The following is a 20,652-nucleotide window of genomic DNA, read 5'->3' as shown; positions in this document are numbered from 1 at the left end:
TGCATAATAAATAGTACTTTTCAACAATGACATAAAAGTCTTTAGATACTAAATACAATACATCGTTACAATTTTTTGAATAGATAATTTATACCAATAATTGAATGAAACGCTGAACAGTTTCATGCATCCCATATTCTAATGCATCAGCGATAAGCCCGTGGCCAATAGAAACTTCATTAATCCAAGGAATTCGATTAACAAGAGCAGGAAGATTAGCAATTGTTAAATCATGACCTGCATTAATATTTAATTGTAATTGCCTTGCTTTTTGTGCTGCTAGAACTAATTTATTTAACTCCTGTATTTGCTTTTCTTCATCATCAAACGCACCACCATAAGGTCCAGTGTAAAATTCTACACGATCAGCGCCAATAGCTTTAACGATATCAAGATCATCTAAAACTGTATTAGCGAATAATGACACGCGAATATTTTTTGCTTTTAAGCGCTGAATAATAGGCGCTAAAAATTCTGCACTGCTAGCAAAATCCCAACCATGATCTGAAGTTGACTGATCTGGAGAATCAGGAACAAGAGTAATTTGATCAGCATATTTCTCTGCTAAATCTAAAAATGTATCACTTGGATAACCTTCAATATTAAATTCAGCATTAGGAAAAGTATTATTCATTAAAAAACGTATTTTTGGTAAATCAACAAAACGGATATGTCTTTCATCCGGACGTGGATGAACCGTCAAACCTGCTGCACCCGCAGAAAGTGCTATATATCCAATTTTTTCAATGCTTGGCCATGGAAGATTACGCCTATTGCGCAAAACGGCAACAGCATTAAGATTAACTGAAAGTTTTATTGCCACACACTACCCCACTTCTATAATCTTCTGATATTAAGAAAAAACATACCTCAGCATAATATCAAACAATAAAATATACTTGAGCTATCTAACAATTGTTAAGCGCTCCGCTGCCCGTGTAATTCCTGTATAAAGCCATCGTGCGTACATATCACGAAATGCAAAACTTTCATCAAATAAAACCACATTATCCCATTGAGACCCCTGAGCTTTATGGACAGTTAATGCATATCCATAATCAAAATCATCATATCGTTTTTTTAATTGCCACGAAATTTGATTATCAGGATTCTCAAAGATTGCTTTTAGAAGTTTAACTTTTGCCACACCACGTTCACTATCTTCTGGCTTAATGATAAGATTTATACCTGGCTTAACAGTTTCTTTCTGTGAAGTCATAACTCTCCATAAAGAACCATTCAATAAACCTTTAGTAGGATCACTTCGTAAGCATACAAGTTTATCCCCAACCTGTGGACAATCTGTTGTAAATCGCTTTAATTCACGTAAACGTTTATTATAAAGATAACGCGTCCGATTAATACCTACTAAAAGTTGATCAGCTTCCAGTACTAATTGTTGGTTAACCTCTTTACGAGTAACAACACGCGCTAAGCCATAATCTCCATAAGAAATATCTCGTCCCTCACGCACATCCATAGCCAAACGAACAATCGGATTATCACGCGCTTGTCTATGAATTTCTGATAACAGAAAATCTGGTGCACTTTCAGAAAAAAAACCTCCTCCTGATATGGGAGGTAATTGACCAGGATCACCAAGAACAAGAATCGGTGTTCGAAAACTCATTAAATCACGCGCTAATTGTTCATCAACCATTGAACATTCATCAACAATAACAAGTTTAGCTTGTGCAACTGGACTTTGCCGATTCAATGCGAATGTTGGTGTAAGGGATGTTTTACCTGTTACTTCATCAGACACTTCTTCTTCGCCGCGAGGGCAATAAATTAATGAATGAATGGTACGAGCATTACTGGCTCCCTTAGAACGTAAAACTTGGGCTGCCTTACCTGTAAAGGCAGTAAACTGAACAGAACCGTCAACTGTTTCAGCAAAATAACGAGCAAGTGTTGTTTTTCCAGTTCCTGCATAACCAAAAAGCCGAAAAATAGGTGATTTCCCATTTTTCAACCACGTGGCTACAGCTTTTAATGCATTATCCTGTTCTGGTGAAAACTGCATAACCTATAAAATAAGATTCGTACAAAAAGTGCAAGCACTCTAAAAAACAACATTACTGTAAAAAAAAATCTTATATGTATTATATTTCCTAAGATAAAACCTATTATTACTAAACCTGTAGGCATATTTACAACAGTTAAAACATATTGCACCATAAATTAATTAATTTTAAAATCTTCTCAATCATTTCACAAATAAAGCAACTAAAGTAAAATATTTTAAATTTTAATTGTCACACCTTTCTCTCTTCATACAACTATCTTTAAAAGAAATTTCGTCTAAAATATTCTCTTCTTTTTAAGCTATTTTCAAGCTTTCAATATTTTATGCAGCGATAATCTTCCATTCCCCATTTAATTGGTTATGAAACCATGTCATTTGCCTTTTTGCATATCTCCTAGTTTTTGTTTTCACTGTCTCAATAGCATTCTCAAAACTTAAATATCCGTCTAAATAAGCGATAAACTCAGGTAAACCAATAGCTTTCATAGCTGGCAATAAAGGAGAAAGCATAAGCTGCTTTATAATAAAAACCTCTTCTAAGACTCCTTGTTCAACCATACGATCCAGTCTCTTATTAATATTCTCATAAAGCTGTTGACGCGATGGAATAAGAAGAATCTTTTCTGAATAATCCTTTGCAATCAAAGATGTAGTTTTTTGTTTTTGCCACCAACTAAGTGTTTTACCCGTCACATCATAAACTTCCAAAGCACGTATAATGCGTTGACCATCTTGCGCACAAATACGCTTAGAGAGTGCAGCATCAACTTGTAATAACTGACGATATAGATTCTCAGCACCTTCTTCTTGAAGTCGACGCCGCCATTTTTGTCGACAAACATCTGGAATATCAGGAATTTCTGAAATTCCTCCCAAAAGAGCACGAAAATAAAGACCTGTTCCACCAACAAAAATAAGTGACTTCGATGTTATTACATTTAAAAGCTTTTCTACATCACGCAACCATTGTCCCACAGAATAATTAAGAGAAGGACTTACATAACCATAAAGATAATGAGGAAAAATTATAGTATCATCTTCTGTTGGCCGTGCTGTCAAAATATTCAAGGTATCATAAATTTGCATTGAATCAGCATTAATAATAACAGCATTTTTTTCTTGAGCTATTTTTAATGCAAGTTTTGACTTACCACTTGCAGTTGGGCCCGCTATCAATGTGATTGTCCTTTGTATCATGAAAAGCAACGCCTTCACATTTTTTCTGCAAACATCGCTGTTATAAGCAATAACAGACAAGAATATTAAAACATCAATCCATTTGGATTAATACAACCCGCAATTCTCCATCCGGACGAGCAACAACAAATAAAGCATTTTTACGCCCAGCTTCACGTAATTTACGAAAACGTTTTTTAGCATCTTCAATTGTTGTGATCATGCTTTGATTAATATCAACAATCACTTCACCAACGCGAAGACGTTTTTTATCAGCTACACTATTTTGTGCAACAGATGTTATAATCAACCCATTAAGCTTATCTGCAATTGAATAACGTTGACGCAAATCAGCTGTCAGTTCCGATAACGTCATTCCCATAAATTGCATTTCCATCTTTTCGGGTACATTATTATTTTCTTTATCACCAGACTTTTCTATTATATTTTCATCCAAATCTGTTTCCACCAAACGACCAAGCTTAACTTTCACTGTTTTCTCTTGCCCATCACGCAAAACTGTAACATTGACTACTTGCCCTTCTAAACCTTCTGCTATTAAACGCGGCAGATCATGTATATTTTTAATTTTGGTATTTCCAAAGCAAAGAATAATATCACCAACATGCAGCTGACTATTATCAACTTCCGCATTTTCTATTTTACCTGCAACTAATGCTCCAACAGTATTATTGAGTTTCAAATTTTTTGCAATATCATCTGTAACCGGTTGAATTCGGATAGCTAACCAACCACGTTTTACTTCTCCAAAATTACGTAACTGATTAATAACAGAAAGCGCCATATCAGAGGGTATAGCAAAACCAATACCTATCGATCCACCAGAAGGAGAAACAATTGCTGTGTTAATCCCGATCACCTCACCATTTCTATCAAATAATGGACCTCCAGAATTACCTCGATTAATCGCTGCATCTGTTTGAATAAAGTTATCATAAGGACCAGCATTAAGATCACGATTACGTGCAGAAATAATTCCAACCGTTACACTACTACCAAAACCAAAAGGATTTCCTATAGCCATAACCCAATCACCAATACGTGCATTTTCTGATCTACCAAAACGTACAGCCGTTAATTTTTTTCCTTCTGGCTCAACCTGAAGCAAAGCTAAATCTGTTTTGCTATCTTTCCCAAGCAATTTTGCCTTTAACTTTGTGCCATCAGCAAAATTAACTTCAATATAATCAGCATCAACGATAACATGATAATTTGTAACAATAAGTCCTTTTTGTGCGTCAATTACAAAACCCGATCCTAAAGAACGCATTTTTTGAAATTGGCTATCTTTCTTATCATCTCCAGGTGTAAAAAAATCATCAAAATATTCTTGCAATAATGAATCTTTTGGAACGATTGGCAAAGAGGTATCTTCATCCTGCTCAGTCCCATCAATTGTTTGCGCTGTAGAAATATTCACCACAGTATCTAAAAGCGTTGTAACTAAATCAGGCACTGATAATGGCCCATCTTTTTGCAAAACAACATTAGACCAACTTATTGATCCCGATAGAAACACAACTATAGAAATAGTAGCTAACGTAGTAAAACGCTTGAGAAACATATTTTTACCTATAATATACATTTATATGAAACTAACACGCCCTCTACAATATCGTACCAGCAAAGAAAGAATTCATAGATCGAATTTTTCATGAAATAACATAATCTTATGATGACTTTACCTATTTATCAATCACCATCTTATTATCCAATGTCTCTACAGGCGCAAATATTTTATTTGCTTGTGGCGGATTACGGAAATAAAAAAAGAAGTCTTCTTGTGGAGAAATCACCATCGAAGTGTTCTCTAAATTCTTGTACTGTTCCATTGCTAACCAAAAATCATAAAATGGCGGATTAACTTTTCGTGCATTCAATAAAAGACGAATACTTTCGGCCTGCCCTTCACCACGGGTAATTTCAGCATCACGTTTCGCTGCTGCTACAATTTCCTCATATTTACGATTAGCTTCTGCAATAATGCGATCCCGTTCTTGCTGACCACGAGCACGAATATCTTCTGCTGCAGCCTCACGTTCAGCTGCCATTTGTCGATACACATCCTCTGAAACAGCATCAGTTAAATCAGTTTTGCGAATCCGCACATCAACAATAGTGATACCCAAAGAGCCTGCATCTACAGAAAATTGGCGTTGTACCTCAGCCATCATCGCCCCACGTTCATCGGATAAAGCCGCTCTAAATTCTCTCTTACCGTAAACAGCGCGCAAAGCATCAATAAAACGGGGTGCAAGATTCTCACGTGCAGCAATCTGTGGACGACCAGATGCAATGCGCTGTAAAAATAGTTTTGGATTCGTAATACGGTAAATAAAAAATGCATCCACTTCATAATATGCACCACCACGAACCTGAACAGACTGTGTAGGTAAATCATAACGCAACAATCGATTATCAATAATAACAGTATGATCAAAAAAAGGCACTTTAAAATAAATACCTGGCTTAGGTTCTACATTAACAATTTGCCCAAAGCGCTTAATCGCTATCTGTTGACGAGGATAAACAATAAAAACAGACATCCATAAGGTTACAAAAACAAATATGACAGTCCCTAAAATAAAAAAGAAACGAGATTGCTGCATAATTAATATCCCTTAGAAAGGTCAGAATCCGGTAGTATTACAGAACGCTTTGATTTTGTTATTGTTTTATTTGATGAACTGCCTAGCAATTCATTTAAAGGCAAATAAGATACCGTTGGAGAGGCTGTTTGATCTAAAACTACCTTTCTTGGAGAAGAAAGAATACGCCCTATCGTCTCCATATAGAGACGATAGCGAGCCGCCTCTGGTGCAATTGCAGCTTCACGCGCTATAGCTTGAAAACGTTCAGAACGTCCTATTGCTTCTTCAATCATCTGCGCTTTTTCACCTTTTGCGACTTCCCGTGTACGTGAAGCCTCACCATTTGCTAAACCCATCTTAGTAAAATGTACACGATTACCCTCTTCAATCATTCGCCCTCGTTCCTGCTCTGCCTGTTGAACAGAATTAAACGCAGCAGCAACTTTAGTAGGAGGAGCAGCTTCACTGATTGACACACGATTTATTTCAACACCAAGTTGATATTTATCTGAAGTCAATTGGATGATTTTTTTGACATCATCAGCAACTTCTTCTTTCTTATCGCGCAAAACATCATCAACTGGCCGTGAACCAATCACCTCACGCATTGCACTTTCAGCAACTTGACGAACTGTACCTTCTTGGTCATTCACATTAAATAAAAACTGGCTGGGACTTGAAATTCGATAATACACAGAAAAATTAACATTAACAATGTTTTGATCACTCGAAAGCATCAAACCTTCACCTTGTTGCAATTGACCAGACTGGCCACCAATAGAAATGGTTTTTTCTGTTAAAGGTACTTTCATATAAGTTTCAATTGGCCAAAAATGAAAATGTAGACCATCACTGATAATGCCTTCTTTAGGAACGCCAAAACGCAATTCCACAGCTTGTTCATTTTGTTGAACGATATAAATAGATTGAAAACACCAAAAACAGAAAGCAAGAAAAAACACTATAATAAAAACACCACCGCCACCAAACTGCTTGAGCTGATCCTGTCCTTTACGCAAAATATCATCAATATTAGGACCATTACTACCACCAGAACCGAAAGGTTTCTTAGGCGATAGCTTTTTATCCCCATCGGATTTATTTCTATCACCATTCCATGGGCCACTACCGTTTTGATTTGTCCAGGGCATTATCACCTCATTTAAGTTAATGTTTTTAATCAAATCTTAATAATTTACAAAACTTGATCTTTGATTTCAGTTTAAAGCGCTTATTATTTTTTTACAATGTAAACAATAAATACTTTCAATACCTCAAATGATCACTTCCGCTCATAAATCACAAAACGCGTCGGATAATCGTCTTTATCACCCTCTGGAATATATTGGGTTTTAATAATAGTCCACTTTTCTTTATCAAAAACAGGAAAAAAACTATCGCCCTCAATAAAAGCTAGGATCTCAGTAAAAAATATTTTATCAGCTATATGTAACCCTTGTTGAAAAATTTCACCACCTCCAATAATAAAAACTGCATCTGCACCACTCTGGAAGGCCACTTGTTCTGCAATATGACGAGCCTGAGATAAAGAATGAACAATAACGGCACCTTCAGAAACAAACGTACGATTGCGAGTAATAACAATATTCGTGCGGTCCGGCAAAGGACGTCCAAGAGAATCCCAAGTTTTCCGTCCCATAATAATAGGCTTATTTAAAGTTAAAGCTTTAAAACGTTGCAAATCTGTTGATAAATGCCAAGGCATTGCACCCGCACAACCTATAACATTATTTTGTGAAACAGCTGCAATCAAACAAACTGGAAGAGTCATACTGCCACCGGTGCTTTGATATGTGGAAAAGCTTCATAATTAAGCAATTCAAAGTCCTTAAATGTAAAAGAGAAAAGATTTTTTACTTCTGGATTGATAAGCATTGATGGTAAAGCTTTCGGTGTACGAGATAATTGCTGTTCTGCCTGCTCAAAATGATTCAAATAAAGATGAGCATCACCAAGAGTATGAATAAAATCTCCTACTTGTAAATGGGTTATTTGAGCAATCATCATTGTCAACAATGCATAAGAAGCAATATTAAATGGCACACCCAAAAAAACATCTGCTGAACGCTGATACAGTTGACAAGATAATTTGCCAGCAGCAACATAAAATTGAAACAAACAATGACAAGGAGGTAAAGCCATTTCTTCTATCGCCGCCGGATTCCACGCTGATACAATTAAACGACGTGAATCAGGATTCTGTTTAATCATAGCTAAAAGATTTTTTATTTGATCAATATTACGCCCATCCGGTGTAGGCCAAGAGCGCCACTGATAACCGTAAATAGGCCCAAGATTCCCCTTTTTGTCAGCCCATTCATCCCAAATAGATACGCCATGCTCTTTTAACCATGCAATATTTGTATCACCTTTAAGAAACCATAAAAGCTCATAGATAATTGAACGCAAATGCAATTTTTTTGTTGTCAACAGTGGAAATCCATCCTGTAAATTAAATCGCATTTGATATCCAAAAACCGATCTCGTCCCAATACCGGTTCGATCCAAGCGATCAATACCGTTGTTTAAAACATGGAATAAGAGATCAAGATATGCTTTCATATTAATGTTTATGCCCGATTCTGTATGCTGTATAAAATAGAAACTTTAAAATTCACAAAAATGCAATTTAATAAGCATCAAAATGATTTACTTACAAGAAATTACCATTAAACGATTGAATTTTGATGATTCAAATTGTAAGAAGCAAGCTGTAAGCAACTTAATAAAGAGGGACGATCTCCATGGAGAATGAAGGAACTTTAGCACTACATGATGCAAAAAAACGTATTCGGTCTATCATATTTAGTGCCTCAGGTAATTTAGTAGAGTGGTATGATTTTTATGTTTATTCATTTACTTCAATTTATTTTGCATCGCAATTTTTCCCTTCAGACGGCAACACTATACTCCAGCTTTTTAAAGCTGCTGTAGTTTTTGCTATTGGCTTTCTTATGCGTCCGGTCGGTGGATGGCTCTTTGGCTTCATTGCTGATCGTTATGGACGCAAGCGCTCAATGCTTATTTCTGTTTTTATGATGTGTAGCGGTTCATTCCTAATTGCCATACTTCCTACTTATGAAACTATTGGAGCCTCAGCAGCAGTTCTTTTGCTTTTACTCCGAATGCTTCAAGGACTTTCTGTTGGCGGTGAGTATGGAACAACAGCGACTTATATGAGTGAAATTGCTCTTAAAAACCAACGAGGATTTTTTAGCTCTTTTCAATATACTACACTGATTGGTGGTCAACTTTTTGCCAGCCTTGTTATATTTATTTTAGCGCTTTATCTCACAGAGGAACAACTAAAAGCATGGGGTTGGCGTATCCCCTTTGCTATTGGTGGTTTCGGAGCCATTGTTGCGATTTTTCTCCGTCGTTCGCTTCATGAAACAACAACTAAAGAGAGCCGTTCTAAAGGACAAGCTGGTAGTATTAGAGAACTTTGGCGTAACCATCGAAAAGCTTTTTTTCTAGTAATTGGTTTTACAGCTGGAGGATCACTAACATTTTATACCTATACAACTTATATGCAAAAATACCTCATTACAACTACTGGATTTGATAAGCATACAGCTACAACTATAATGACTGCTGCACTTTTTATTTTTATGTTACTTCAACCGGCATTTGGTGCTTTAGCTGATAAAATTGGAACAAAAACTTCACTTCTTATTTGGAGTGTATTATCTGTGATCTTTACAATTCCTGGGCTTCAAATGATTGGTAATACTAACAATTCATGGGTTGCTTTATTAATCCTTATTGGAATGTTATGTATTATCAGTTTTTATACATCCATTTCTGGTATCGTTAAAGCAGAAATGTTTCCATCTTCAATACGAGCAATGGGTGTTGGTTTATCTTATGCTGTCGCTAATGCATTATTTGGCGGATCCGCTGAATCTGTAGCACTTTTATTAAAAGACATTGGATATGAATTTATTTTTTATCTTTATATAACTGGCATGATGATTATTGCATTCATTGCAGTTCTTTTAATGCCTGATGCCCGAAAAAGTGGATACCTCCAAGGTGATGATATTCACTAAATGTTTTTATAGTAAACAAAAAAGTCTAAAGAAATTTAGGCTTTTTTGAAATTATAATATAAGATTTAGTTTTAAATATTCAAATTTTATCAAGCGCATTAACCTGCTTGGTAATCAGATAATAAAAAGTCACACGATTTTTTTGTGATCTCCCGACATCATTTCAACAACTTTTGAAACAGCTTTTTTTGCGTTTTCCTTATTAACATCCAATACACTTTGGGCCTATTTTTCAACACATTCTAGCTCTTTTTGATCCGATGTGGAAACTAGCGATGCATCTTTGATGATTTATTACCAAAGTTAAATGACGTCTAAGTCGTTCTATTACAGCTTCATCAGGATTTATGTCATACAATTTAATATCTTCTAGAGCATACATCATTTTGCAGTCCTTCTAACAATCAGTAACTATACACAACCACAATCATATCTCTACCTCAATAATTAGAGGATTTAAAATATTAACAATCCCCCCCTTTTCTAAAAACTGTTATTCGTTTATATTTTAAAAGCTGTCTTTTCAGCTATGGTAATAAATGGACAATGAAATAAACCAATTGGACCCGGGGGCGGTACCCGGCGCCTCCACCAAAATATAATCAAACAGAGATTATATTTTTATGGGGGCGAAATAGGATCGACAAGGGTGTAAAGATTGCTCTTTTACTCGGCATTGTACCACCGTTATCGGACTAAATGAGTAGTTGCAAATGACAACTATGCGGAAGTACGTCTCATTGCTGCTTAAGCGATGCGAAAGCTTCAAACTAAGTCTTAAACCGTCGCAGGTCTAAGCGGGGTTCGAAGGCACCTGGCAACAGAAGCCTTCACTTTTATGACTATCTATTTTGACCTGCCAGACAATATTTAAAATAAATTCGTGTTTTTCTTGATTAATTAGGTGCATAGTAAATAAAATGTTGCTAGCTTTTAAAAACATGTTATTGCACTGTATTATTCATATTTAATCACTGCATAAATTTAAGAGGAATAAACTTCGATGGTTCAAGATCAGATCCGTTACGACATTCTCGTTCAGGATGCACTTCGTGGAGTCATCCGAAAAGTTTTATTGGAAGTAGCCAAAGCAGGACTTCCAGGTAATCATCATTTTTTTATTACTTTCTTAACAAACGCACCAGGAATAAAAATTTCTCCTCGGCTTCAAAAGCGCTACCCTGATCAAATGACCATCGTATTGCAACACCAATTTAGAGATCTAAGTGTATCAGAAACTGCTTTTGAAGTAACACTTTCCTTTGGAGAAATTACTGAAAAACTGGTTATCCCTTTTAATTCTATCCAAGTTTTTTATGATCCTATAGCAGCTTTTGAAACAGCATTTGATCTTCCCTCTAACCTCACTTCAGGAGAGAGTAAAAATCTAGAAAATACTTCATGTTCACCTGTTATTCCTTCAGATAAACAAAAAAAGGAAAATATATCTACAAAAATATCAACTCTCAAAACGGAAAAAGAATCATCAAACAATGATTCTAAGCAAAGTGCTAATATTGTTTCTTTGGACTCCTTCCGAAAAAAATAAATGAATTACTCTATGGTTGTACTAATTAATCTTCGTCAATTTCGAAAACAGAAAAAACGTATAGAACGAGCCATTCATGCAGAGGAAAATCGCTATCGTTTTGGACGAACCAAACTTGAAAAACTTTTTGATAAAAAAGAAACTCTAAAAGCCCAAAAATTTCTCGATCAAAATCATCTCTCTAGCGATGAATGAAAACAGACAAGAATGATATTATTCATTAATCAAAAGCGCTCTTCTCCAAGAAATCTTTTTTGATTTCATCGCAAAATATGATTTTTTTATAATTTCAATGTAAGCTTGTTTTGAAATAATAAGCCTATTCGCTTTTACATTGCAACTTTTTATGCATCCATTATAATTGAAAATAAAAGTAAGCTTGTAACTTTATTACATGTATGTATCTCTGATCGCCGCTTATTTCATACACTGTATCTTTGTCTTTTCTTGTAATCTCTATACTTTATGTATCGTGTTTTTTAAGCAAATAATTTTTATCTAGCGTTCAAATCAAAAAAATACTAGATAAAGTTATAATGAGTGATTTTTCCGATCATATAACGTCTCTTAAAAATGGCGTATCTTCTTATAAGCCTGAAAATAATTCTAGGTTAGTTACGCATACTTTAGCAGAAAGCAAAAACACGCAATATGAGCCTGACTATTTAGAAAAGCTGAATCCAGAACAAAAGCAAGCTGTCATAAATACAGAAGGGCCTATTTTAGTTCTTGCAGGTGCTGGTACTGGAAAAACTCGCGTTCTTACTACTCGTATTTCTCATATTTTGCATCTCGGACTTGCACATCCTAAACAAATATTAGCTGTTACTTTTACCAATAAAGCTGCACATGAAATGAAAATACGTATCGGTGAGCTTGTCGGTAAAACTGTTGACGATATGCCTTGGCTTGGAACATTTCATTCTACTGGAGCAAAGATTCTACGTCGTCATGCAGAACTTGTTGACTTAAAAAGCAATTTTACCATTCTTGATCGTGACGATGTTACCCGTCTTTTAAAACAGCTCATTCAAGCTGAAGGATTAGATGATAAACGTTGGCCAGCACGTAATTTAGCCGTAATGATTGATTCCTGGAAAAACCAAGGACTTTTGCCGAATCATATCTCAGAGGGCGATGCTCATTCCTTTGGCAATGGAATAGGACGAGACCTTTATCGTAGTTATCAGGATCGACTAAAAAATCTTAATGCCTGTGATTTTGGCGATCTTTTGCTGCACTCTATTTCCATCTTTCAACATAACCCAGACATTCTTCGCGAATATCATAATAAATTTCGCTATATTCTTGTAGATGAATATCAAGATACAAATACAGCACAATATCTCTGGCTCCGTCTTTTGGCTCAGCGCCATGAAAAACAAATTAACCTTTGTTGTGTAGGGGATGATGATCAGTCTATTTACGGGTGGCGTGGAGCAAAAGTCGATAATATATTACGCTTTGAACAAGATTTCTTTCCTGCAAAAATCATCCGTTTAGAACGCAATTATCGCTCTACATCACATATTTTAAAAACTGCTTCTCATTTAATTTCTCATAATCGAGATAGGCTTGGAAAAACGCTTTTTTCTGATCAGATAAATAGCGATGATGAAAAAGTAAAAATTCATGCCGCATGGGATTCTGCAGAAGAAGCTCGTGCTATTGGAAAAGAAATTGAACAAGCACAACGGGCTGGTCATTCATTAAATCATATGGCTATATTGGTGCGCGCATCATTTCAAATGCGTGAATTTGAAGATCGCTTTGTCACACTTGGTCTCAATTATCGCGTTATTGGCGGTCCTCGCTTTTATGAACGAATGGAAATACGTGATGCCTTAGCTTACTTACGTGTTGTTGTTCAACCAGCTGATGATCTAGCCTTTGAACGTATTATCAATATACCCAAACGCGGTCTAGGAGATGCAACATTACGTCATCTTTATAATAGCGCACGTGCGCGCTCTATTCCCCTCTTTGTTGCTGCAGCTGAAATAATTTCAACTGATGAGCTAAAACCTAAAATACGCAATGCTTTGCGAGATGTTGTAGAAAATTTCTACCGCTGGCAAAACATGTTACAACACACACCACATACAGAGCTTGCTGAAATAATCCTTGATGATTCAGGCTATACAGCAATGTGGCAAGAAGATCGTTCATCAGAAGCACCAACACGACTAGAAAATCTTAAAGAAATGATCCGCTCTATGGAACAATTTGAAAGTCTTCGTAGTTTTTTAGAACATGTTTCACTAGTAATGGATTCTGAAAGTAGTGAAAAAATGAATGCAGTTAATATCATGACTCTTCATTCCGCTAAAGGTCTTGAATTTGAAACTGTCTTTCTTCCTGGTTGGGAAGAAGGTCTCTTTCCTCATCAACGCTCACTAGATGAAGGTGGTCGTTCAGGATTAGAAGAAGAACGACGCCTTGCTTATGTAGGAATAACAAGAGCAAAAAAATACTTGCATATATGGTGTGTGTCCAATCGGCGAATTCATGGACTTTGGCAATCTACAATCCCTTCTCGTTTCCTCAATGAATTACCGGAAGAGCATATAAAAGTAACAGAAACTGAAACATCTTATGGCGGTTATAGCCAAGCATGCTTCAAAAAGCAAAGTTCTTTTCATAATAATTATTCAATACCAAGATGGCAACGCGCTCAAAAAAATCAAACAGAAACAACACTCAATAATTGGAGAAAACAATCTGCTGCTCATGCTGAGCGAATTTGCCACGGTGATATCGATTTAAACCCTGAAATTAGCCAACTCCACCAACAAAAAAATATTGAAGGAAATATCATTGCAAAATCAGTCTCTGATAAATCCTCAGCTTTCTCTATAAATGATCGGATTTTTCATATAAAATTTGGTTATGGTCAAATTAAAGCAATAGATGGTAATAAATTAACTATCTGCTTCGATAAAGCCGGAGAAAAACGTGTTATTGATAATTTTGTAACAAAAGCTTAGTGTAATGTACTACAAATTATCTTTCCAAATAGAAGTTTAATTTTCAAACCATTTTATCGTATTGTAGTTATAAATTATTGATTTATAAAGATAATCTGTTATTTTTATGTTGATCAAAATAGAAAGATATTATGCGCGCTTTGCTCATACCCATTGCTTAAATGGCAAATTAAGTAAAATAAAAAAAATCTTTGTTTTTTCTTAAATAATTTCGGATTAAAATCACTGCTTAATCAGAGTAATATCTGTTCTGTTTCAAGAAGAAATTTTTGACTCAATTTCTCACTAATTTTTGGCATAAAAAAAACCACAAAACTCCATTTTACTTTATAAAACTCTGACGCTCCATTTGTACAGCGAAAAGCACCCTAAATCATAACATTATTGCAAACTATAGCTTTTAGCCGCTTTAATATTATCACAACCCCAGAGAACTCCCTTTAAACTTAGTTTTACGAATTTTGATATCACGATAAATTTTCTTTTCGTTAATTTGATTATCGTTAGAAATTTCCATGTTATCTAGAATCTCAATATCACCATATACTTTAATATCCCCGAAAACTCGTGCTCTACCATAAACTTTGACATTGTCATAAATTTTGGCACTCCCGTAAATCTTAGAATTGCCCATAATCTGAGCTTTATCAGAAATCATCGCATTACCAGAAATCATCGCATTACCAGAAATCATCGCATTACCAGAAATCATCGCATTACCAGAAATCATCGCATTACCAGAAATCATCGCATTACCAGAAATCCTAGCACATTCAAAAACTTCAGCATTACCAGAAATCTGAACACGATTATAAATCTTAACACCACCGAAAATCTTAGCATTATCAAAAATCTCAATATCACCTTCAATCACAGCATTATCATAAACCTTAGCATTTCCATAAACTTGAGTATTGTTGTAAATCTTGGCATTTCCATAAACTTCAGTATCTCCATAAACCTTAGCGTTATCTTTAACTATAGCTGTACCGTAAATTACAGCATTACCCCAAATCATCGCATTACCAGCAATCTCAGCATCATCATAAACTTCAGCAGCCTTTGTAACCATAGCACAATCACAAACACGAGCAGAACCATGAATCTTAGCATTTCCATAAATGCAAGCCTTATCCTCAACTAAGGCATCATCATAAATCTCAGCATTTCCGAAAATCTTAGCATTATCCCAAATCCGAGCTTGACCATAAATTCTAGCACTATGCAAAATCTTAGAATGACCACGAACTCCGGCTTCCCCATAAACCCTTGCATTATGACAAATCTGAGCACTCTCTATAACCTCAGCCTCACCATAAATCTCAGCATTGCCAGAAATTGTAGCATCATCGACTACAGCATTTTCATAAACCTTGGCATAACCATAAACCTTGGCATAACCATAAACCTTGGCATAACCATAAACCTTGGCATAACCATAAACCTTGACATCTTCATGAAGATTGGCCTTACCATAAACCTCGGCATCATCAAAAACCTCAACATTGCAACACAAAACGGAATTACCATAAACCTTGGCATTACCATAAATTTTAACCTTGTAAGAAACTTCGGCCTTACCATAAACCTCGGCATTACCATAAACCTTGACATCATCAAAAACTCTGGCATTACCATAAACCTCGGCATTTTCATAAACCTTGGCATTACCACAAACCTCGGCATTACCATAAACCCTGGCATTACCATAAATGTGAGCTTTGTTGTAAACCACAGCAAAACCACCAACCCAACAATCGCCTTCATGGGATAAATTAGATTCAGCTTCAATAAAACCACCCAGATCACCTGCTTTTACAGATCCAAAATCCCTAAGAGCTATAATGCGATAAAGTTCATAAGAATCGAATTCTATTTTCTCGTCTGTAAGTTCATACTTCCTGAGTTTATCATGATCTTTTTTGTCGTATATTCGAGCCTGAACAGTAGCAATCTGAAGATTTTCATCCGACAAATTCTTAGTATCTTCAACAAAATCACCAAAATCATCCGAACTGATACGTTTAGAGAGCTTAAAAAGCTTAGTACGATCAAGTTCTTTATCGTTAACTATTATATTTCCATCTATTTTTTTAGACATAAAAAAATTCTTTATTTAATCTCTAAACTCTAAAAAATTTTATTTCCATACGTTCTATTTTTTACAAAGTTTTTGTCCAAAGTGTCAAGATGTTCTTTACGCAGTACAAATTTTTTAAAAGCTTGTACTTCAAAAAAAGTACAAAGCTTATAACAATGCTAAATGATTAAAATTAAAAAAGCTAAGGTTTATGGCATAGGGATAAAATTTATTAAGATGATGCTAAAATTTTAGATAAAATAGAAATTTTCAAAAATGATCGAATCAACGATAAGAAGGCTTAATAGTAATGTGAAATTTTATAAATATTTACTTTGATTTTTTATTATAAAAATATTTCCTCATAAGTACATAATTTATTTTCTATAAAACAAAAAGTTTTTCTTAACACATATTCATTCTTTTACATAAAAGTATACGAAATGATAGTATGCAATCCTTTATCTAGATAAAATGTCTTTTATAGTATATATTTGTATACTCATCAACATACATGCTTTTTATCCAAAACGGTGATTGCAAAATTAAGTTATAAGCATTATAATTCTTATATACTTGCTATATAAGAGAGCCGATCTATGAAAAATGTAATACGCATACTGGGGCTAACAGTTGTATTTCTCGCTAGTGTTTTTACCTATGACGCGTTTAGAAATAAGCCTTTGGGTGAGAATTTTACACTCACTGCTTCTAATGGTAAAATCGTCACTGAGGCTGACATCCGAAGCAAACCTGCAGTAATTTTCTTTGGCTATACTATGTGCCCTGATACTTGCCCTGCTACGCTTATGGATCTTAGTCGGTGGCTTTCAGCAATTGGTCCAGATGCTGACAAATTAGGTGTATGGTTTGTCACTGTTGACCCTGAACGTGATACACCAGAGCTACTTCGTGAGTATTTAAGCAATTTTACTGATAAAATTATTGGTATAAGTGGAGATCCTAACGCAGTTCATAAAATGGTTACTTCTTTTAATATTGTTTCTGAAAAAGTACTTGGAACAAATGATGATAACTATACCTATAATCACACAGCTGCAATTTTCTTGCTTAAAAAAGGTGGGAAATTAGCTGGGATCATTCCGTATAATATTGAAGAAAACAAAAATAAATTAAAAGACAATATCGCTATTACACGGCTAAAAAAACTCGTTTCAAATTCCACTAATTTAAAATAGCATGTCACAACAAATTCGTCTGTATTGGACAGCTCTTAAAAATGAGGCGGAAAAATTTTATGCTCTTATGGAAGTAGCCTTTGAGGAGGAAGGTTATCCTCTTGCTCTTACAGAAATAGACGAAAAAAATGCTATTTATGAGATTTCACTCTATGTTGATCAAAAAAATCAGAAAAGTGCTTCTGAATGCTTTTCACGCATTCTTGCAACAGATCCAAATAAAATTAACATAGAAATCTTACCTAATATCGATTGGGTAAAACAAAGTCTTGCAGAATTGAAACCGGTGTGTGCTGGTCCTTTTTTTCTTCACGGTAGCCATGAACGACAAAACATTCCACCTAATGTTTTGCCTATTGAAATTGAAGCTAATCAAGCTTTTGGTACAGGTCATCATGGAACAACATTTAGCTGTTTAGAAATGATTACCAAAGTAATACAAAATGAGAACCCGCAAAATGCTCTTGATCTAGGCACAGGTAGTGGGGTATTAGCTATTGGTATCGTGATGCTCAAACCTATTCCTGTACTTGCAGCAGATATAGATCCAATAGCCGTTCAAGTTGCAAAACATAATATTAGATTCAATGGTGTAACAGAGCATGTTACAGCTGTTACAATTACGGATTTTAGCGATGATAAAGTCGCATCATGCGTTCCCTTTGATCTTATTGTTGCTAATATTCTTGCCAACCCTTTAATCGAGCTCGCACACGATATGGTGAAAGCATTGCAAAAAGGTGGATCTATTATACTATCCGGAATTCTTGAAGAACAGCGCGATGATGTTTTAAAAGCTTATATAAAACAAGGTCTAAAACATATTGAAACATATCTCCGACAAGGATGGGTTACTTTGCATCTGAAATAAAAGAAAAGAACGTCTTTATGTATCAATCTTTTGAAACAATAGCAAACCCTACTTATGCCGCAAAGCGTGTTGCAGCTCTTCGCAAAAAATTTGATCACTTTGGACTAGATGGCTTTCTAGTGCCACATACAGACGAACATCAAGGAGAATATGTCCCTAAACATGCTCAACGTCTTGGTTGGTTAACTGGATTTACTGGATCATCTGGTATAGCATTGATTTTAAAAGATAAAGCTATTATATTTACAGATGGGCGTTATAAACTTCAAGTTCGTCAGCAAACAGATTCTTGTATTTTTGATTATGAAGATTTAGCAATCTGCTCACCAGCACAGTGGCTTGAAAAAAATAGACAAAAACTTTCAATTGGCTTTGATCCGTGGCTTCATACTATTAATGCTACAGCCATATTGAGACAAGCATTAGAATTGAAGATAGGTGGAGAACTTATAGAAATTCACCCCAATCTCATTGATCTTATTTGGAAAGATCAACCCCAATGCCCACAAACCCCTTTATCAATTCATCCTCTCAAATATGCAGGATGCAGCACAAATGAAAAGCTATCACAAATTCGCAAAAATATAAAGCAATCTGGTGCAAATGCTTTTATTTTTACAGATCCATCTTCTATTGCATGGACATTCAATATACGTGGCAATGATGTTTCTAATTCACCCTTTTCCCTTTGTTTTGCTATCATTTCAATTAAAGAAAAACCAAGCTTATTTATTAATAGTAAAAAAATTGGGAATGAGCAAAGACAATACCTGAAATGTTATGCAAAATTATATAAACCAGAAGAATTTATTTCAAATATCAAAAATCATGTTCAACAAGGTACTGTTTTTGCTTTAGATCCATTTTTAACGTGCGAAAAGTTACGCACCGTTATTGAAGAAACAGGAGGATCTTTTATTACACTAACAGATCCTGTTGTCTTACCACGTGCCATTAAAAATACTACAGAGCTCAATGGCTCACGCAGAGCACATTTATGTGATGGTATAGCACTTACTCGTTTTTTGTCCTGGCTTGATAGACAAATACCAGGCACAATTAATGAAATTTTAGCTGCTAAAAAATTAGAAAAATTTCGTATCATAACTGCACAAGAAATGGAAATAAAACTCGAAGATCTCTCCTTTGATACGATTTCAGCAGCAGGTAAAAATGGTGCAATTATTCATTATCGTGTAACCACTAAGACAAATAGACTACTGAATGCAGGTGAGCTTTATCTTGTTGATTCAGGTGGGCAATACCGAGATGGTACTACAGATGTCACCCGTACGGTAGCAATTGGAAATATTGGAGAAGAAGAAAAACGCTGTTTTACCCTTGTTCTCAAAGGCATGATTGCTCTTTCAAGTGCAAAATTTCCTAAAGGTACACGTGGACAAGATATTGATGTTTTAGCACGTAGTGCTTTATGGAAAGCTGGTTTTGATTATGCACATGGTACTGGCCATGGAGTTGGTTCTTATCTCTCTGTTCACGAAGGACCACAAAATTTTTCACGCTATGGAAACCAAGAACTTATTCCCGGTATGATTATCTCTAACGAACCTGGATATTACCGTGAAAAAGCTTTTGGTATTCGCATTGAAAATTTGATGATTGTCAAACCACCGCAAAAAATTACTAATGGCGATATAGATATGCTATCATTTGAAACACTTACAAAGTGCCCTATTGATCGACAATTAATTTTGATAAAACTTTTAACGGCACAAGAAAAAAAGTGGCTTAATGACTATCATGCCTGTGTTTATCAAGTTAATGCCCCTTATCTTGATAAAGAAGACAAAAAATGGCTAAAAAAAGCTACAATGCCTCTTTGATTGTAAATGCACCCCTAAATTAAATATCTAAAAAGAAGCTTAAGATAGAGTACAAAACATAATAAAACACTCTAATTTCTGGAAATTAGAGATAAAGCCCTATCAGCCAATTTTTGTAGATTTTTAACAAAACTGACAAAAAGTTTCAGATATATAGAGTACTTTTTTCTTTTTAAAATTGATAGCGTACACCGCCAGAAATGCTTGTACCAGAGAAACCGGCTTTGGTTAA

Annotated in this window: 16 protein-coding genes, 1 other RNA gene and 1 pseudogene; 8 read left to right on the top strand and 10 right to left on the bottom strand. The window is 35.2% G+C overall.

Going from position 1 to position 20,652, the window contains the following annotated elements; translation table 11 throughout:
- Nucleotides 1–88: 88 nt before the first annotated feature.
- The 8 genes from M4Z11_RS06655 to M4Z11_RS06620 form a co-directional block, all read right to left on the bottom strand.
- A complete protein-coding gene (locus M4Z11_RS06655; protein ID WP_249677793.1) occupies nucleotides 89–823 on the bottom strand; it encodes a pyridoxine 5'-phosphate synthase in 735 nt (244 codons plus the stop codon).
- A gap of 81 nt (nucleotides 824–904) precedes the next feature.
- Entirely contained in the window at nucleotides 905–2,026 is a 1,122-nt protein-coding gene (locus tag M4Z11_RS06650) for an ATP-dependent DNA helicase (RefSeq protein ID WP_249677789.1), read from the bottom strand.
- A 324-nt stretch (nucleotides 2,027–2,350) separates the two neighbouring features.
- A complete protein-coding gene (gene miaA, locus M4Z11_RS06645) occupies nucleotides 2,351–3,226 on the bottom strand; it encodes a tRNA (adenosine(37)-N6)-dimethylallyltransferase MiaA (protein ID WP_249677784.1) in 876 nt (291 codons plus the stop codon).
- 73 nt (nucleotides 3,227–3,299) lie between these two features.
- Complete coding sequence (locus tag M4Z11_RS06640; protein WP_249677782.1) at nucleotides 3,300–4,790, bottom strand: Do family serine endopeptidase; 1,491 nt, start codon at nucleotides 4,788–4,790, stop codon at nucleotides 3,300–3,302.
- 121 nt (nucleotides 4,791–4,911) lie between these two features.
- A complete protein-coding gene (hflC, locus tag M4Z11_RS06635) occupies nucleotides 4,912–5,835 on the bottom strand; it encodes a protease modulator HflC (protein ID WP_249677779.1) in 924 nt (307 codons plus the stop codon).
- 2 nt (nucleotides 5,836–5,837) lie between these two features.
- Nucleotides 5,838–6,968: an FtsH protease activity modulator HflK gene (gene hflK, locus M4Z11_RS06630; protein WP_249677778.1), complete on the bottom strand. Its 1,131-nt coding sequence runs from the start codon at nucleotides 6,966–6,968 to the stop codon at nucleotides 5,838–5,840.
- Nucleotides 6,969–7,099: 131 nt separating this feature from the next.
- Nucleotides 7,100–7,609: a dihydrofolate reductase gene (locus tag M4Z11_RS06625; protein ID WP_249677776.1), complete on the bottom strand. Its 510-nt coding sequence runs from the start codon at nucleotides 7,607–7,609 to the stop codon at nucleotides 7,100–7,102.
- The gene (locus tag M4Z11_RS06620; protein ID WP_249677775.1) at nucleotides 7,606–8,400 is read right to left on the bottom strand and encodes a thymidylate synthase; all 795 of its coding nucleotides are present in this window, start codon (nucleotides 8,398–8,400) and stop codon (nucleotides 7,606–7,608) included. Before M4Z11_RS06620 ends, M4Z11_RS06625 begins: the two co-directional genes overlap by 4 nt.
- Nucleotides 8,401–8,582: 182 nt before the next feature.
- Here M4Z11_RS06620 and M4Z11_RS06615 point away from each other — a divergent pair, with 182 nt between their 5' ends.
- The gene (locus tag M4Z11_RS06615; protein ID WP_249677773.1) at nucleotides 8,583–9,890 is read left to right on the top strand and encodes an MFS family transporter; all 1,308 of its coding nucleotides are present in this window, start codon (nucleotides 8,583–8,585) and stop codon (nucleotides 9,888–9,890) included.
- A gap of 79 nt (nucleotides 9,891–9,969) precedes the next feature.
- Here M4Z11_RS06615 and M4Z11_RS06610 read toward each other — a convergent pair.
- Nucleotides 9,970–10,275: pseudogene (locus M4Z11_RS06610) on the bottom strand (DUF2853 family protein).
- A gap of 90 nt (nucleotides 10,276–10,365) precedes the next feature.
- Here M4Z11_RS06610 and ssrA point away from each other — a divergent pair.
- The 4 genes from ssrA (at nucleotide 10,366) to M4Z11_RS06590 (ending at nucleotide 14,426) form a co-directional block, all read left to right on the top strand.
- Nucleotides 10,366–10,725: a transfer-messenger RNA gene (gene ssrA, locus M4Z11_RS06605) on the top strand.
- 168 nt (nucleotides 10,726–10,893) lie between these two features.
- Nucleotides 10,894–11,439, top strand: a complete 546-nt coding sequence (locus M4Z11_RS06600; protein WP_249677770.1) for an SspB family protein — start codon at nucleotides 10,894–10,896, stop codon at nucleotides 11,437–11,439.
- A gap of 12 nt (nucleotides 11,440–11,451) precedes the next feature.
- Nucleotides 11,452–11,634, top strand: a complete 183-nt coding sequence (locus M4Z11_RS06595; RefSeq protein WP_249677768.1) for a DUF4169 family protein — start codon at nucleotides 11,452–11,454, stop codon at nucleotides 11,632–11,634.
- Nucleotides 11,635–11,975: 341 nt separating this feature from the next.
- Nucleotides 11,976–14,426 carry an ATP-dependent helicase gene (locus tag M4Z11_RS06590; RefSeq protein ID WP_249677766.1) on the top strand — a complete coding sequence of 817 codons (2,451 nt, stop codon included), beginning with the start codon at nucleotides 11,976–11,978 and terminating at the stop codon, nucleotides 14,424–14,426.
- Nucleotides 14,427–14,844: 418 nt separating this feature from the next.
- On the opposite strand, the gene M4Z11_RS06585 is transcribed toward M4Z11_RS06590, so the two are convergent.
- Nucleotides 14,845–16,527: a hypothetical protein gene (locus M4Z11_RS06585; protein WP_249677764.1), complete on the bottom strand. Its 1,683-nt coding sequence runs from the start codon at nucleotides 16,525–16,527 to the stop codon at nucleotides 14,845–14,847.
- A 578-nt stretch (nucleotides 16,528–17,105) separates the two neighbouring features.
- Between M4Z11_RS06585 and M4Z11_RS06580 the strand changes: the two genes are divergently transcribed.
- Genes M4Z11_RS06580 through M4Z11_RS06570 form a run of 3 tightly spaced genes read left to right on the top strand, consistent with a single transcriptional unit; the run spans nucleotide 17,106 to nucleotide 20,420 of the window.
- On the top strand, nucleotides 17,106–17,705 hold the full coding sequence (locus M4Z11_RS06580) for an SCO family protein (protein WP_249677762.1): 600 nt from the start codon (nucleotides 17,106–17,108) through the stop codon (nucleotides 17,703–17,705).
- Nucleotide 17,706: 1 nt separating this feature from the next.
- Nucleotides 17,707–18,576, top strand: coding sequence for a 50S ribosomal protein L11 methyltransferase (locus tag M4Z11_RS06575; protein WP_249677760.1), 870 nt, complete (start codon nucleotides 17,707–17,709; stop codon nucleotides 18,574–18,576).
- A gap of 17 nt (nucleotides 18,577–18,593) precedes the next feature.
- Complete coding sequence (locus tag M4Z11_RS06570; RefSeq protein WP_249677758.1) at nucleotides 18,594–20,420, top strand: aminopeptidase P family protein; 1,827 nt, start codon at nucleotides 18,594–18,596, stop codon at nucleotides 20,418–20,420.
- Nucleotides 20,421–20,652 lie beyond the last annotated feature (232 nt).

Origin of the sequence: Bartonella bilalgolemi (genome assembly GCF_023500045.1) — a bacterium.
GTDB classification, from domain to species: Bacteria; Pseudomonadota; Alphaproteobacteria; order Rhizobiales; family Rhizobiaceae; genus Bartonella; species Bartonella bilalgolemii.
The sequence above is the reverse complement of the archived record's forward strand: the minus strand, read 5'-3'. Positions and strand labels throughout refer to the sequence as shown.

Excerpts from the sequence above, each read along its gene's own strand:
- M4Z11_RS06650 (WP_249677789.1), bottom strand. The coding sequence starts at position 2,026 with ATGCAGTTTTCACCAGAACAGGATAATGCATTAAAAGCTGTAGCCACG.
- miaA (WP_249677784.1), bottom strand. The coding sequence starts at position 3,226 with ATGATACAAAGGACAATCACATTGATAGCGGGCCCAACTGCAAGTGGT.
- M4Z11_RS06640 (WP_249677782.1), bottom strand. The coding sequence starts at position 4,790 with ATGTTTCTCAAGCGTTTTACTACGTTAGCTACTATTTCTATAGTTGTG.
- hflC (WP_249677779.1), bottom strand. The coding sequence starts at position 5,835 with ATGCAGCAATCTCGTTTCTTTTTTATTTTAGGGACTGTCATATTTGTT.
- hflK (WP_249677778.1), bottom strand. The coding sequence starts at position 6,968 with ATGCCCTGGACAAATCAAAACGGTAGTGGCCCATGGAATGGTGATAGA.
- M4Z11_RS06625 (WP_249677776.1), bottom strand. The coding sequence starts at position 7,609 with ATGACTCTTCCAGTTTGTTTGATTGCAGCTGTTTCACAAAATAATGTT.
- M4Z11_RS06620 (WP_249677775.1), bottom strand. The coding sequence starts at position 8,400 with ATGAAAGCATATCTTGATCTCTTATTCCATGTTTTAAACAACGGTATT.
- M4Z11_RS06615 (WP_249677773.1), top strand. The coding sequence starts at position 8,583 with ATGGAGAATGAAGGAACTTTAGCACTACATGATGCAAAAAAACGTATT.
- M4Z11_RS06600 (WP_249677770.1), top strand. The coding sequence starts at position 10,894 with ATGGTTCAAGATCAGATCCGTTACGACATTCTCGTTCAGGATGCACTT.
- M4Z11_RS06595 (WP_249677768.1), top strand. The coding sequence starts at position 11,452 with ATGGTTGTACTAATTAATCTTCGTCAATTTCGAAAACAGAAAAAACGT.
- M4Z11_RS06590 (WP_249677766.1), top strand. The coding sequence starts at position 11,976 with ATGAGTGATTTTTCCGATCATATAACGTCTCTTAAAAATGGCGTATCT.
- M4Z11_RS06585 (WP_249677764.1), bottom strand. The coding sequence starts at position 16,527 with ATGTCTAAAAAAATAGATGGAAATATAATAGTTAACGATAAAGAACTT.
- M4Z11_RS06580 (WP_249677762.1), top strand. The coding sequence starts at position 17,106 with ATGAAAAATGTAATACGCATACTGGGGCTAACAGTTGTATTTCTCGCT.
- M4Z11_RS06575 (WP_249677760.1), top strand. The coding sequence starts at position 17,707 with ATGTCACAACAAATTCGTCTGTATTGGACAGCTCTTAAAAATGAGGCG.
- M4Z11_RS06570 (WP_249677758.1), top strand. The coding sequence starts at position 18,594 with ATGTATCAATCTTTTGAAACAATAGCAAACCCTACTTATGCCGCAAAG.